We start from the raw sequence: 14483 nt of genomic DNA, 5'->3' as shown, positions 1-14483 counted from the left end.
GCGGTCTTCCCACACTAAAATCCGGATACCCTTTTTTTTTCGAGTGGCACCGCGTACGGCCGCGGATACGACAAGGGCGGCCGAAGCCGCCCCTGCCGTTGCAACCGTGACGCGTCCGGTCAGAACGTCAGCGAGTAACGCACGCTGGCGCCGTGGTCGCGCGCCTCGTCGGCGAACTGGCCGCTGTAGCTGAACTCCAGCAGGCTGCGCTCGCCCAGCTGCGCGGCGATGCCGGCCTCGGCGACGGTCGAGCTCTCCGCCAGCGGCGCGCCGGTGACGGTGAACGACTGCCCGCCCGCCCACGCATGCACGCCTTCGGCAACGGTGTCACCCGAGGCGTTGCGGTAGCCGAGGCCGCCGCGCAGGTGCAGGCCGGTCGCCGCCGGCTGCGCGCCCGACAGGTTGACGTCGAAGCGCACGCCCAGGGTCGACAGCGTCGTGCGGGTCTCGGCGGCGTTGCCGGACAGCGCGGCGTTGCCGCCCTCCTCGGTGAACGCGTCGGTGTCGACGTCGACCCGCGCCACCTGCAGGTACGGCTCCACCGTCCACGCCTCGCGGCCGAACGCGTAGCCGCCCTCGACGAAGGCCTGGGTGGTGGTGGCGTCGTACTCGGTGTGCAGGAACTGGTCGACGTCGGCGAAGGCGACGCTGCGCTCGCCGTCGATCTCCTGGTCGGCGCGGGCCAGGCCGGCCCGCAGCGACAGCGCGCCCCACTGGTTGCCGCCGTACACGCCGAGGTGGCGATGCTTGACGTCACCGCTCGACGCGCGCTCGCGCAGGTCGATGTCGGTGCGGCCGGTGCCGCCGAGCACGCCGACCCGCCAGCCGCCGGCGAAGCGGTGGTCGAGGCCGACCAGCACGCCGTTGCCGTCATGGTTGATACGGCCGGTGTTGGCGTCGCCGTGCACGCTGCCGCCGCTCTTGAAGGCCTGCGCCCACACCGCGGTCTGCGCGTCGCCGTCGTCCAGGGCGGACTGCAGCGGAGTGGTGCGGGCCAGCGCGGCCTCGCGGACCAGGCGGCTGTCCTCCACCAGCACCGCGCGCGCGGCCGGGTGGAACTCGCCGCCGAGCAGGTCGAACGCGCCCTGCGCCTGCTGCGGGAACAGCTGCACCAGCGAACCCAGCAGCGCCGCGTCGTCGGCCATCGCGTCGGCCGCGGTCGCGACCGCGAGCTGGTTCGGCGTGGTGGCGGCGTCGGCCAGGGCCATGCCGCGCACCACGTCGAGCGTCACCGCCTCGGCGCCGTAGCCGAGGTTGAAGGCGAGGAACGGCGAGAACGCGCTGCTGTCGACGCCGGCAAACGCACCGTTGACCGCGGCCGCCTCGAGCAGCGTGTAGCTGGCGCCGATGTCGAACACGCCCGGCGCGCCGAACAGGCGCACGGTGCCGCCGAGCAGGTCGGCGGTGCCGGTGACCGAGATCCGGTCCGACGCGGCGCCGGCGAACTCGGCGTTGTAGAACGAACCGGCCAGCTGGGTGTAGTCGCCGTCGACGGCCAGCGTGCCGACCGAGTTGCCCGGCGCGATGGTACCGGCGACGGAGGTGTCGCCGACCGTACCGATGCCGCGCAGGCTGCCGCCGGCATTGACCACCAGGCCGCCGGACTGGACGCCGTTGACCTGCAGCCAGCCGCCGTTGACGGTGGTCAGGTTGGCGAGCACGCCGCCGGCCGAAACCAGCGCCAGGCCGCCGTCGACGACGGTGTCGCCCAGCGCGTTGTGGCCGGTCAGCTCGAGCACGCCGTCGTTGACGGTCAGCCCGGCGAAGCTGTTGTCGCCGCTCAGGCGCAGCCAGCCGATGCCGGACTTGGTCATGCGGCCGGGGCCGCCGATGTCGTTGGTCCAGTCGTCCCAGGCCTCGCCTTCCCAGACCTTGGCGCCACCGGCCTTCCGGTTCATCACGATGTCGGTGTCGACGCGCAGCTGGCCATAACCCTCGATCGCCTTGCGCAGGTCCATCAGGCCCCAGCCGTACAGCTCGTCGACGCCGGCCACGCCCATGTCGCGCGCGGTGGTCAGCAGCACGTCGCGGATCTGGACGTTGTCGAGGTACGGGTAGCGCTCCATCAGCAGCGCCAGCGCGCCGGTGACGTGCGGCGCCGCCATCGAGGTGCCGGTGTAGTAGGCGTAGCCGAGCTGGCGGTCGGCGTCCTCGAACTCGAGGGTCAGGGTGCCGTCCTCGCCCACCACCACTTCGCCGTTGAGCTCGCCCCACAGCACGGTGGAGGCGATGTCGGTGCCCGGCGCGGTGATGCACCAGTCCATGCTCAGGCCGCACATGTTGGACGAGTCGGCGAGCTCGCCGGCCATGTTCATGTTGGCGACGCTGAGCCAGTACGGCTCCAGCTCGGGCAGCCAGCGCGGCAGGGTCGCGGTGAGGCCGGCGAAGTTGCCGGTGCCGTTGCCGGCGATGCCGTCGTCGCCGCCGTTGCCGGCGGCCCAGACCTGCAGCATGCCGAGGTCGCGCGAACCGGCCGCGTACGGCTCGAAGAACTCCGCGCCGCCGATCGCTTCGTACACGTAGTCGGCGAAGCCGGCCGAGTCGAGCGCGATGGTGTAGCCCCAGCTGTGGTTGATCGCGCGGACGTCGTTGGCGGCCATCTGCGCGTACATGTCGGCCAGCGCCTCGTCGGTCGGGCTGGTGCCGTGGACCTTGGTGTCCAGCCCGTAGGGGCCGAAGAAATACTCGTTGAGGCGGTTGGTGAACAGCTGCGCCGAGACCAGCCCGGAGCCGAACGCGACGCCGTGCATGCCGCTGCCGTTGCGGCCGGCGGCCATGGTGCCGCCGACGTGGGTGCCGTGGGCGTTGTACTCGAGTTCGAGCGCCTTGCCACTGCCGCTCCAGACGTAGCCTTCCGGCGCCAGGTGGCCCTCGACCGAGGGCTGGCCGCCGTCGGAGTAGAAGCAGCCCCACAGGTCGGTGGTGTTGCTGCAGCCCGGGTCGCCGAACTTCAGGCCGACATGGTCGCCGCCGGCGAACTCGGGATGGTCGAAGGCGACGCCGCTGTCGAACACGCCCAGGCGGATGCCGTAGCCGGTCAGGCCGCGCGCGTAGGCGTACTCGGCGCCGATCGCGCCCAGGCCCCAGTCGGCGAGGAATTCATCGGTGCGCCAGCTGGCCTCGTCGCCAACCTGGCCGGGGTCTTCCGGCGGGGCGTCCTGGGCCATCGCCGGCAGCATCAGGCCGGCCAGCAGGCAGCCCGCGATGGCGCGGCAGAGCGTGGAGCGGGAGGGTCGGGTACGTAGTGCGTTCTTGCTCATGCTGATCCTTGCGTTGAACTGAAAACGCCCGCCGGGCGCCGGTGTGGCGTCCGGGAAGGCACCAAGGGAAAGCGCGTGGCGGAGACACCCCCGTGCCCCACGTGCTTGCCCTGTATACGTGAACAAACCGTGAATTTCCACTCGTTCAAAGCGCGACGGAGGTCGCGGATCGCGTCCGTAACCCGCATCCGGCCTGGCTTTCGTGCTGCCCGGCGGGAGGTGCCGGACCGGCCGCTACACTGGCGCGGTTCTTCCTTCCCGGCCCCATCCATGCGCAACCGTCTGTTGTCCTCCGCCCTGCCGCTCGCCCTCCTGCTCGCCGCGCTCGCCGGCTGCCGGCACGCCCCGGTCGACGCGCCCGCGCCGGCCGCGGCGACGACGCCGGCCGACGACAACCTCAACGCGGTGCTGTGGATGCAGGCCTCCAGCGAGTACCGGGCCGCGGCGGCGCAGACCTGGCGCGCGGCGGCGGCCCGGCTCGACGCGGCCCTGGCCGACCCGGGCTGGGACGCGCTGGTGCCGGCCGAGCGCGGCAACCCTGCAACCGGGCTGCCGCCGGCGGTGATCGTCGATGTCGACGAGACCGTGCTCGACAACTCGCCCTACCAGGCGCGGCTGGTCGCCGACGGCGTCGAGTACGCCAGTGCCAGCTGGGCGGCGTGGGTCGACGAGCGCCGCGCGACGCCGGTGCCGGGCGTGCTCGAGTTCGCCCGTGCCGCGCAGGCCCGCGGCGTCACCATCGTCTACATCAGCAACCGCACCGAGGCGATGCAGGACGCCACGATCGCCAACCTGCGCGCGGCCGGGCTGCCGGTGGCGGGCGAGGCGGTGTTCCTTGGCAAGGGCACCGTGGTCGAGGGCTGCACGTCGGCCGACAGCGGCGACAAGGCCTGCCGGCGCCGGCTGGCAGGCCGCGACTACCGGGTGCTGATGCAGTTCGGCGACCAGCTCGGCGACTTCATGGCGGTCGAGCCGAACACGCCGGCCGCGCGCGCGGCGCTGATGGCCACCCACGGCGGCTGGTTCGGCGAGCGCTGGTGGATGCTGCCCAACCCGAGCTACGGCGACTGGCAGCCGGCGCTGTTCGGCAACGACTGGAGGCTGTCGCCTGTGCAGCGCCGCGAGGCCAAGCACGGGGCGCTCGAGCCGGCGCAATGAGTCGGCGGCGCGGGGCGCCGCGGGCGCGGATCAGCCGTCCAGCTGCTGCAGCGTCGCTTCCGGCAGCGGCAACAGCGCCCAGAACGCGACGTTGCGCTCGCGCCAGTCGTCGGCGGTTTCGTTGAGGATCGCCAGCAGCATCGCGAAACTCTCGGCGTCGGCGTCGCGCAGGCCGCCGGCGTTCTCCAGCAGCAGCAGGTAACCGGGCACCTGCCACCACGACAGGTCGCCGAGGCTGTCCGCCAGGGCGTCCCAGTTGCCACCGAACCACGACGGCAGTTGCAGCCCAAGACCCAGCCGCGCCAGCAGGTCGGCCTTGTCGACGCAGCCGGCCAGGTCGATCCGGGCCACGCCCAGATCCAGCGCGGTGCCGGCCTGTGCCATCGCCGCGGTGTCGCGCTCGTCGACGAAGTAGGCGCCGGCCTGCAGCGGATCGGCCAGCAGTGCGCGCAGGTCGATGGCGCTCATCGCGCGGGCTCCCAGTCGAAGCGGCGGAAACTGCGGTAGTGGTCGTCGGTGTAGTAGTACTCGGCCGGCGGGTCGCCACCGGTGACGATCCGGCGCGCGCCGCGGTCGCGCGAGCCGGGGGTTTCGACGGTGAACTCGCGGTAGTGGCCGCGCGGGCGTTGCGGTAGCAGGCGCTCGCGGTTCTGGAACACGCCGCCGTCCTGCCGGTACTCGTACGGGCCGCCGGCGGCGATCGCCTCGAGCACGGGCACGGCCTCGGGCGGGAGGAACGCGGGCAGCCGGGCGGAGGACGCGCCGCGGTTGTGCGCATCGCTGGCGTCCGGCCCGCGGTCCTGGCCGGAGGTGTCGCTGCCGGCGGGCGCAGGCAGGCCCCCGGGGCCGGGCTGTTGCAGCCCGAACCACAGCGCGACCAGCGCGACCGCGGCCAGCAGCCAGAGGGATCGGTTGGATCGCACGGCAGGTCCTGCTCGGGAAAGGCCCGAGTCTAGCCGCAAGGCACCGAGCGTCGTTCCGCTCCTACGCAAGCCCGGCGGCGACGGAGATCGGCGCAGTGCGGAACCGCGGGGATCAGCCGCAACGCAAACCGGTGATCGCGCCGCGCTCGTTGACGTCGATGTTCAGGCGGTCGGCGCGGTAGTCCATCGTCACCGCCTGGCCGGGCTCGATCACGCGCACGTCGTTGCTGTGGCTTTCGATCCTGGCGCGCTCGACCACCTCCGGAGTGGCGGCGCGGCCGACCGCCGACGACGCGTCCTCGGCGACGCAGGTGGTGGCCGGCGCGGGCGGCACGTCGACCGGCGCCATCGTCGTGCAGGCACCGACCGACAGCAGCAGCACGGTAACGGGGATCAGCGGCAGTCGGGTCACGGTGGGGCTCCGGTTCGGTGGCCGACGCAGCCTGCCGCCAGGCCCGTGTTCATGATGTAAACGCGGCGGCGGATCAGCCCGCGCGCACGCGGCGCGAAGTCGCCGGTGCGGCCGGCGACTCCGATTCCGCCTCCACCAGCCGCAGCATCAGCCGCGCCAGCGTCACCACGTCCTGGTGGTTGTGCGCGCACACGCGCCGCAGCAGGGTCGAGGCGCCGCCACGCAGGTACGACAGCCACGCCGCCGGCGCCTCGGAGCCGGGCAGGTCGTCCTCGCGCACGATCTTCAGCAGCTCGCGCTCGATCGTCGCCAGCCGGCAGTTCTCCCACACCCCGCGGTAGCGGCGGCGGGTCGGGAACAACAGGTCGACGTGGTCGAGCGGGGTCACCGGGCACGGCAGCCGCGCGAGCCGGTAGCGGGTCTTCAGCAGCGGCGCGTCGTAGCAGCGGCCGTTGTAGCTGGACAGCACCGTGCCCGGCGACAGCCAGTCGGCGAACTCGCGCAGCATCGCGCGCTCGGCGGCGAGCGTGGTGATCAGCAGCTGGCGCACCCGCAGGCCGTCGCCGTGCACCGGGTGCACGTGCCAGTCGGCCGCGCCGATCTGGAACGCGCGGGTGCCGGTGCCACCGGCCAGGCCGGTGGTCTCGGTGTCGAAGAACAGCAGGTCGCGCAGGGCGACCGCGTCGTCGCGCCGTGCGAAGGCGAGCGGCAGCGACGCGACCGGTGCCGGGAACGGCAGGTGGGCCTCGATCAGGCGCAGGCCCGGAGCGATCTCGTCGCCGGGCAGCGAACGGTCGACCGGGCCGCGCGCGGCGACCGGGTACGCCGGCGCGCGTTCGCGCACGCCGAGCAGGCGCCGCAGGGTGTCGAGGGAGGTGGCCGTGGGTGCGACAGCCGCGGGCGTGGCGGTGGCGGTGGCGGTTGAGACCGGCGTCGGCGTCGGCCGCGTGGGTTGTGTCGAACCCGTCGCCTCCGTCGCGGTCGCAGCCACCCTGCCCGCCGCCACAGCACCGCCGGCCTCGCGCTTGAGCGCGCGCAGTTTGTCGAGGGTGATGCTCATGGGCGGAGCACGGGAGTATGGACCGAGGGACGGCGGGGGGCAGGCGTGGCGACGACACCGGTTCGCCCGGAGGGTGGCTCCGTTGTAGGAGCGACGTCAGTCGCGACCCGCCGAAGGGGGGTGGCCATGTACAGGTCGCGACTGACGTCGCTCCTACAACCGCACGAAGCTGCGTAGCAACAACCGCTCACCCCGCCACCTCCGCCAACAACCCCAGCACGCGCCGCGCCAGCGCCTTCGGGGTGACCTGCGCATCGCCGCCTTCGTCCGCCGCCAGCACCGGGCCGACGCAGGCCGGGCAGCCGGCCTTGCAGTCGCAGCGCTCGACCAGTTCGCTCGCGCGGCGCACCAGCTCTGCCTGCCGCGCCCACAGCGGCTCGCTGAGGCCGACGCCGCCGGGAAAGTTGTCGTAGAGGTAGATGGTCGGAACGAACTGCTGCATTTCGACGCCCCCGGCGGCGGTGTCCCGGACCGGCATGGCGTCGTGGGCCGGAGCGTCGACGGTGCCGCCATCGGGGGCCACCGGGTCCGTCGGCCGGTGGCCCGCGTCATGGTTGCCGGTCACGGTGTTGCCCTCGCCGGCGCCATGCATCTGCACGAAGTCCTCGTGTGCGCCCAGCGGCAACCGCGCACGCGCACCCGGTGCGATCGACAGGCCCTCGACCGGCCCCTCGACCCCGCGCAACTGGCCGCGCCCTTTCGCATCGGCGGTCGCGAACCACGCGCCGTCGCCGTTGCCGACCGCCTTTTGCAGGTCGCGCGCGTCGGCCATCACTGCGACGGTGGCGACCACGTGCAACGCGTAACCGGCGCCGAGGAAGCCGTCGAGCGCGTCCTGCCGCGAGGCGAACCACGCCAGCAGCGTCGCCTGCGGCAACTGCCACCAGACCGCGGTGGTGTGCAGCTCCTGGTCGGGCAGGTTGACCGGGCCGTAGCCGATGTTCTCGTGGGTGTAGTAGCGGATCTTCTTGTAGCCGGCGACGCGCCGGACCACGTGCACCTCGCCGTGGCCGCAGTCGCCCTGCCCCGCGTCGATGCCGTCGAAGCGCTCGAGCACCTTCAGCTTCGAGTAGTCGATCGAGTCGGTGTAGTAGTCGACATGGGTGCGCGTGACGTAGGCCTTGCGGCCGTCCCAGTCGAGCCGCTCGACCTGGTACGGCGTGCTCTGCACCATGTGGATCGCGCCTTCGTACAGGGTCAGCGCGGCCGCGGAATAGTCGACCTCGGCGATGATCTGCTGCTTGCCGCCGCTGCGGTCGACGACGACGAAGTTGCCGTCGGCGACGCTACGCAGCGACACCGCGTTGGCCGGGTAGCTGTCGGCGATCCACTCCCAGCGGTCGCCTTCGCGGTGTACCACTTCGGTCTCGGCCAAGGCTTCGAGATAGACCTCCGGTTCGATCGGGCCGAACTGCTCGTCGACCACGAACGGCAGCTCGAACGCGGCGCAGCGGATATGGTCGAACAGGATCAGCGGCTGGTCCGGCGCGGTGCGCGCGTGCTCGGGCGAGGCGTCGGCGAAGAAGTCGGGATGGCGCACGACATACTGGTCGAGCGGCTGCGAATTGGCGACCAGCACGCCGAGCGACGGCTGCTGGCGGCGGCCGGCGCGGCCGAAGCGCTGCCACGTCGCGGCGACCGAACCGGGATAGCCGTTGAGCACGACCACGTCGAGCGAGCCGATATCGACACCGAGTTCCAGCGCCGAGGTCGAGATGATCCCGTCGATGTGGCCGGCGCGCATGTCGCGCTCGGCCGCGCGGCGCTCGGTCGGCAGGTAGCCGCCGCGGTAGGCGCGGATGCGCGGCGGCCGGCGCGGGTCGGAATCGAACACGTCCTTGAGGTACTTGGTCAGCACCTCGACCATCAGCCGGGTCTGGGCGAACACCAGCGTCTTAAGCCCGGCCTTGATCGCGATGCGGGCGATGCGGTTGGCTTGTGAGCGCGCCGACGCGCGCAGGCCCAGGTCGGGGTTGACCACCGGCGGGTTCCACAGCAGCACGTGCTTGTCGCCGGTCGGTGCGCCGGACTCGGTGATCGCGTGCACGTCGGCCTCGATCAGCGCGCGCGCGTGCTCGGCCGGATTGCCGATCGTCGCCGAGCACAGGATGAACTGCGGGCTCACGCCGTAGAACGCGCAGATGCGCTTGAGCCGGCGCAGCACGTTGGTGACGTGGCTGCCGAACACGCCGCGATAGGTGTGGATCTCGTCGATGACGACATAGCGCAGGTTCTCGAAGAACTGCGCCCACTTGGTGTGGTGCGGCAGGATCGCCTGGTGGAGCATGTCCGGGTTGGACACGACGATGTCGCCGTGCAGGCGGATCGCCTGGCGCGCATCGCCGGGGGTGTCGCCGTCGAAGGTGAAGGCCTTGACCCCGAGGTCGCCGGCGCGGTTGAGCTCGAGCAGCTCGGCGACCTGGTCCTGCGCCAGCGCCTTGGTCGGGAACAGGTAGAGAGCCTTCGCATTGCCCTGCATCGCCGCGCTCACCACCGGCAGCGTGTAGCACAGCGACTTGCCCGAGGCGGTCGGGGTGACGATGGCGACGTTTTCGCCACGCTGCGAGGCGGCCCAGGCGTCGGCCTGGTGGCGGTAGAGGCGGTCGACGCCGCGCGCGCGCAGGGCGGATGCCAGTGCGGCCGGAACGTCGTCGGGGATCGGTGCGTAGTCGCCGTCGCTGCCGGGGATGGTGAAGCTGCCAGTGATGCGGTCGGCGTAGCGGCGTTCCAGTGCCTGCGCCAGCGTGGCCCCGTTACCGGCGCGGCGACCGTCTCCCGGCAGGGCCAACGCCTGCTGCTCGTCTTCCACCCGTCGTGCCAGCGCGCGCCCCATGCCGTGTCCGTTTGTCCGCCAAAGGCGGGCAGTGGATCGCAGTGGCGTCGCATGGGATGAGACTGTGGTTCAACGTGTGAGTTGATACTTCCTTTATCAACTTGAAGATTGAATTGAAAGGAATCAACTGATAGGTTGCATTCCAACTTATCAACCGATGGGTTGAGCATGCAGACCCCGATCCGCATTCCGGCACAACTTGGGGCGATCCTGCGCAGCGCCCGCCAGCAGCAGGGCCTCACCCTCGCCGACGTGGGCAAGCGGCTGGGTGTCAGTACCCAGGCCGTCTCCAAGCTGGAACTCAATATCGAGCGTGCCTCGTTCGAACGCGTGCACCGGCTATGCCTGGCCCTCGAACTCGAACTGGTGCTGCAACCGCGACCCGTTTCGGACGCCTCCTCGCCGATGGAGTGGTGACATGCCCGCACTCGACCTGTGGATGAATGGGCAGGCGGTCGGCCACTGGGAGCGCTCCCGCGGTGGCACCGACCGCCTGACCTACCTGCGCAACTGGATCGACTCGCCGCAGGGTCGGCCGCTGTCCCTGTCGTTGCCGTACCAGCGCGATGCCGGCGCGGACGTGACCCTGCGCGGGGTGGAGGTGTCGGCCTACTTCGACAACCTCATCCCCGACAGCGAGCGCATCCTGCAGCGCATCCAGACCCGCTATCGGACCCGCAGCACCGATGCGTTCGACCTGTTGACGGCGGTGGGCCGCGACTGCGTGGGCGCGCTGCAGGTCGTGCCCGCGGGAACGCCGCCGGGAGACGCCCGCCGGATCGACGCCGAACCGCTGGACGAGGCAGGCGTGGCGGGGATCCTGCGCGCCACCACCGTGGATCGCAGGCTCACGCGCGACGACGACACCTTCCGCATCTCGATTGCGGGCGCCCAGGAAAAAAACGCCCTGCTCTGGCACGGGGACCGCTGGTGCATCCCGCACGGCGCCACGCCTACCACCCACATCTTCAAACTGCCGCTGGGCCTGGTGGGAAACATGCGCGCCGATCTGTCGCACTCGGTCGAGCTCGAGTGGCTGTGCATGCGCATCGCACGGGGTTACGGGTTGCCAGTGGCGGAAGTGACGATCGGCCAGTTCGAGGATCAGAAGGCACTCATCGTCGAACGCTTCGACCGACGGCTGTCGGACGACGGGAGCTGGTGGATGCGTATCCCCCAGGAGGACCTGTGCCAGGCGACTTCCACCCCGCCCGCGCGCAAGTATGAAAGCGACGGCGGCCCGGGCATCCGCACGATCATGGAGGTGCTACGCGGCTCGGAGGCGGCGCGCGAAGACCGCCGCCACTTTTTCACTGCACAGCTGGTGTTCTGGCTGATGGCCGCGACCGACGGCCACGCCAAGAACTTCAGCCTGACCCTGCTCCCCGGCGGCCGTTACCGCATGACGCCGCTCTACGACATCCTGTCGACGTGGTCTATCCAGGGCCGCGGCGCCGGCCAACTGGACCCGCACCGGGTGTCCATGGCCATGGCCGTGACCGGCCGCAATCGCCATTACCAGTGGCGCGGCATCCACCGCTGGCACTGGACGGCGATGGCCACGCAACTGGGTCTGGAGCAACCGGCCGCCGCATTGATCGACACACTGTGCGCCGCCACGCCCGCCGTGCTGGATGCAGTGGCCGCGCAGTTGCCTGCCGAATTCCCGATGCCGGTGTACGAAGCGGTCCGCTCGGGCATGCTGGCCGCGGCCGACCGTCTGAGCGGCGAACCTGACGCGCGTGCGTCCATAACCTGATGGCGCCCGGCCACCGCCGCGCCTTGCCTGCCTGCTGGAGCCCCGATGTCGCAATACGACCACCTCGACAAGGACACCCTGATCCGCCTGTTGCAGCGGCGCGACGCCCAGCGCCAGCTGGGGCTGGTGTGGGAGCGCCCGGATGACGCCGGCGGCGCCGCCGAACCCGACAGCGCGCGCAACGACGACTACGTCGCGCTGGACCTCGACCCCGCGCTCGGCCATGGCGAGGCGCCGTGGAAGAACCTGGTCATCGAGGGCGACAACTTTGACGCGCTGCGCGCGCTGCGCACCACCCACGCCGGCGCCATCGGCTGCATCTACATCGACCCGCCGTACAACACCGGCAACCGCGACTTCGTCTACAACGACCGCTTCGTCGACAAGACCCACCGCTTCCGCCACTCGCTGTGGCTGGAGTTCATGTACCAGCGCCTGCGCCTGGCCCGCGACCTGCTGCGCGAGGACGGGGTGATCTTCGTCAGCATCGACGACAACGAGCTGTTCCGGCTCGGGATGCTGATGGATCGGGTGTTCGGGGAGGAGAATCGGATCGAAACCCTAATCTGGAAAAAGTCCTATGGCGGAGGGGCGAAAGCCAAGTACGTAGTTGGGCTACATGAGTACGTGCTGTGCTACGCGCGCAACAAGAGTGCGATCGGAAGGATCGAATTGCCGCCAGACCCCAAAGTGCTTCGTTACTACAAGTACAAGGACGACAAGCTCGAAACCCGCGGCCCCTACCGGCTCCAACCGCTGGCGACGAATAGCATGGACACCCGAACAAACCTTCGATATCCGATTCCTCATGCGGGAGAAGACGTTTGGCCGGAAAAGCAGTGGCAATGGCAACGCGAGCGGGCTTTGGAAGCCCTCTCCAATGACGAGTTGGTGTTCTCAGGTTCCGCCGGGAACTGGACGGTCAACTACAAGCAGTACCTGAGGGACGAAAGCGGCAAAGAGCGTGGTGCCAAACCAAAGTCGATTCTGGAAGGCCCCTACAATCAGGAAGGTACGGCTCAGATTCGAGACATCTTCGGGGACGGGAAGACGTTCACCTTCCCCAAGCCAAGTTCTTTGATTGCACACCTCCTCCAATTCGTTCCATCCAATACAACCGTGCTCGACTTCTTCGCCGGCTCCGGCACCACCGCCCACGCCGTCGCCCAACTCAACGCCGAAGACGGCGGCGACCGCCGCTTTATCCTCGTCAGCAGCACCGAGGCCACCACCGACACGCCCGACAAGAACCTCTGCCGCGATGTCTGTGCGCAGCGCGTGCGCCGTGTGCTCGGCGGCTACACCAATGCCAAGGGCGAGGACGTGGCAGGGCTCGGCGGCGGCTTCGCCTACCTGCGCGCGCGTCGTATCGCCCCGCACCGGGTCGCGACCCGCATCCGCCACGGCGAGATCTGGAATGCGCTGCAACTGTTGCACCACGGCGCGCTGTCGCCGTGGTCCGGCGGCGGCTTTGCGCTCGACGGCAGGTTGGGCTACCTCGCCGACTTTTCCGCCGCCAGCACGGCGCGCCTGCGCGCGGCGGTCGGCGACGGTGACGGCAGCGGCCTGACCCTCTACAGCTGGGCGCCCGAACGCGCCCGCGCGCTGGCCCCCGCCGCCACCTGGGCCGCCATCCCCGACTCGCTGCAGGCCCGCTTCGGACGCCGTCACCCATGACCGACAACAGCACCCCCGTCGACCCGACCGCCACCAGGCCGTCGCCCGCCACCACCCTGCACGGCCCGCTGGTGCTCAAGGACTTCCAGCAGACCGTCGCTGACGGTCTGCTGGCGCGCTTCCACAACCTGAAGGCGCACTATGCGCGGCTCGCAAGTGGCACGCCGGCGCAGTGGCAGGCCGCGCGCCGGGCCGATGCCGCGGTGGTGCTGCAGGCACCCACCGGCGCGGGCAAGACCGCCATCGCCTGCGACGTGCTGCAGCGCTTCGCCGAACACGAACCGGTGCTGTGGCTGTGGGTGGCGCCGTTCGCCGGGCTGGTCGAACAGGCGCGGCAGACCCTGCGCCGGCAGGCCCCGGCGCTGCCGCTGCTGGACCTCGACAGCGACCGCCGGCCGGATGCGCTGGAGCGCGGCGGCATCTTCGTCACCACCTGGAGCGCGGTGGCCGCGTCCAACGCCGCCGCGCGCAAGGCCCGCACCAGTAGCGACGCCGGCCTCTCGCTCGACGCGGTGCTGCTGCTGGCGCGCGAGGCCGGCGTGCGCATCGGCTGCGTGATCGACGAGGCCCATCACGGCTTCCACAAGGCCGCGCAGGCCAAGCGGTTCTTCAAGGAGGTGCTGCAGCCCGACTACGCGCTGATGATGACCGCCACCCCGCGCGATCGTGACATCGCCGCGTTCGAGCAGGACACCGGTTACACCGTCGGCGACGAGGCCGACTGGGCCAGTGTCAGCCGCTTCGATGGCGTGCGCGAAGGGCTGCTCAAGCGCGGCGTGCGGGTGGTGCGGTTCCTCGCCCGCGACGGCGACACCGAGCAGCTGGTCGACTTCGAACACCTCGCCCTGCGCGAGGCCGCCGCCACCCACCGCGCCATCGCCACCCAGTTGCGCGAGGCCGGCATCGGCCTGACCCCGCTGATGCTGGTGCAGGTGCCCGACGGCAAGGATGCGCAACTCAAGGCGCAGGCGTATCTGAAATCGCTGGGCTTCGCCGACGACGCGGTGCGCGTGCACACCGCCGACGAGCCCGACCCCGACCTGATCGCGCTGGCCAACGACCCGACGGTCGAGGTGCTGATCTTCAAGATGGCAGTGGCGATGGGTTTCGACGCCCCGCGTGCGTTCACCCTGGCGGCGTTGCGCGGTGCGCGCGATGCCGCCTTCGGGGTGCAGGTGGTCGGCCGCATCGTGCGCGTGCACGCCGCCCTGCAGGGCCGCCGCGATCTGCCCGAATCGCTGCACTACGGCTATGTGTTCCTCGCCAACGCGCAATCGCAGGAAGGCCTGCTGGATGCCGGCGAGCAGATCAACGCGATGCGCACGCAGGCACCGGAGATCGGCACCTCGTCGGTGTTCACCGTCAGCGGCGCCACCGCCGCGGTGCAACTGGTGCGCAGCG

11 protein-coding genes are annotated in these 14483 nt (G+C 70.7%); 5 read left to right on the top strand and 6 right to left on the bottom strand.

What is annotated here, in order from left to right:
* Positions 1 to 119: 119 nt before the first annotated feature.
* Positions 120 to 3260 (bottom strand): autotransporter domain-containing protein, encoded by a 3141-nt coding sequence (locus N799_RS13265; protein ID WP_036213525.1) that lies wholly within the window; start codon positions 3258 to 3260, stop codon positions 120 to 122.
* 270 nt (positions 3261 to 3530) lie between these two features.
* Here N799_RS13265 and N799_RS13260 point away from each other — a divergent pair, with 270 nt between their 5' ends.
* Positions 3531 to 4418 (top strand): 5'-nucleotidase, lipoprotein e(P4) family, encoded by an 888-nt coding sequence (locus N799_RS13260; RefSeq protein ID WP_036213522.1) that lies wholly within the window; start codon positions 3531 to 3533, stop codon positions 4416 to 4418.
* A 30-nt stretch (positions 4419 to 4448) separates the two neighbouring features.
* Here the strand turns inward: N799_RS13260 and N799_RS13255 are convergent, their stop codons facing one another.
* The 5 genes from N799_RS13255 to N799_RS13235 all read right to left on the bottom strand — a co-directional run bounded on the left by N799_RS13255 (position 4449) and on the right by N799_RS13235 (position 9646).
* Positions 4449 to 4886 (bottom strand): barstar family protein, encoded by a 438-nt coding sequence (locus N799_RS13255; RefSeq protein WP_036213520.1) that lies wholly within the window; start codon positions 4884 to 4886, stop codon positions 4449 to 4451.
* Positions 4883 to 5341, bottom strand: a complete 459-nt coding sequence (locus N799_RS13250; RefSeq protein WP_036213517.1) for a guanyl-specific ribonuclease — start codon at positions 5339 to 5341, stop codon at positions 4883 to 4885. Before N799_RS13250 ends, N799_RS13255 begins: the two co-directional genes overlap by 4 nt.
* A gap of 112 nt (positions 5342 to 5453) precedes the next feature.
* Positions 5454 to 5753, bottom strand: coding sequence for an I78 family peptidase inhibitor (locus N799_RS13245; protein WP_036213514.1), 300 nt, complete (start codon positions 5751 to 5753; stop codon positions 5454 to 5456).
* 73 nt (positions 5754 to 5826) lie between these two features.
* Positions 5827 to 6813 (bottom strand): ribonuclease H-like domain-containing protein, encoded by a 987-nt coding sequence (locus tag N799_RS13240; protein ID WP_052101561.1) that lies wholly within the window; start codon positions 6811 to 6813, stop codon positions 5827 to 5829.
* A gap of 187 nt (positions 6814 to 7000) precedes the next feature.
* The gene (locus tag N799_RS13235; protein ID WP_052101560.1) at positions 7001 to 9646 is read right to left on the bottom strand and encodes a DEAD/DEAH box helicase; all 2646 of its coding nucleotides are present in this window, start codon (positions 9644 to 9646) and stop codon (positions 7001 to 7003) included.
* A gap of 168 nt (positions 9647 to 9814) precedes the next feature.
* On the opposite strand from N799_RS13235, the gene N799_RS13230 reads away from it, so the two are divergent.
* From N799_RS13230 to N799_RS13215, 4 genes are all read left to right on the top strand, one after another.
* Positions 9815 to 10063: a helix-turn-helix domain-containing protein gene (locus N799_RS13230; protein ID WP_036213512.1), complete on the top strand. Its 249-nt coding sequence runs from the start codon at positions 9815 to 9817 to the stop codon at positions 10061 to 10063.
* Position 10064: 1 nt separating this feature from the next.
* Entirely contained in the window at positions 10065 to 11405 is a 1341-nt protein-coding gene (locus tag N799_RS13225; RefSeq protein ID WP_036213508.1) for a type II toxin-antitoxin system HipA family toxin, read from the top strand.
* A gap of 45 nt (positions 11406 to 11450) precedes the next feature.
* Positions 11451 to 13082, top strand: coding sequence for a site-specific DNA-methyltransferase (locus N799_RS13220; RefSeq protein ID WP_036213505.1), 1632 nt, complete (start codon positions 11451 to 11453; stop codon positions 13080 to 13082).
* Positions 13083 to 13150: 68 nt separating this feature from the next.
* Positions 13151 to 14483 (top strand): DEAD/DEAH box helicase (locus N799_RS13215; RefSeq protein WP_036213528.1); only part of this gene is annotated, 1333 nt, incomplete at its 3' end.

Source organism: Lysobacter arseniciresistens ZS79, assembly GCF_000768335.1.
Lineage (GTDB): Bacteria > Pseudomonadota > Gammaproteobacteria > Xanthomonadales > Xanthomonadaceae > Novilysobacter > Novilysobacter arseniciresistens.
Note: the sequence above shows the minus strand (reverse complement) of the source record. Positions and strands in the feature narration are given on the sequence as shown.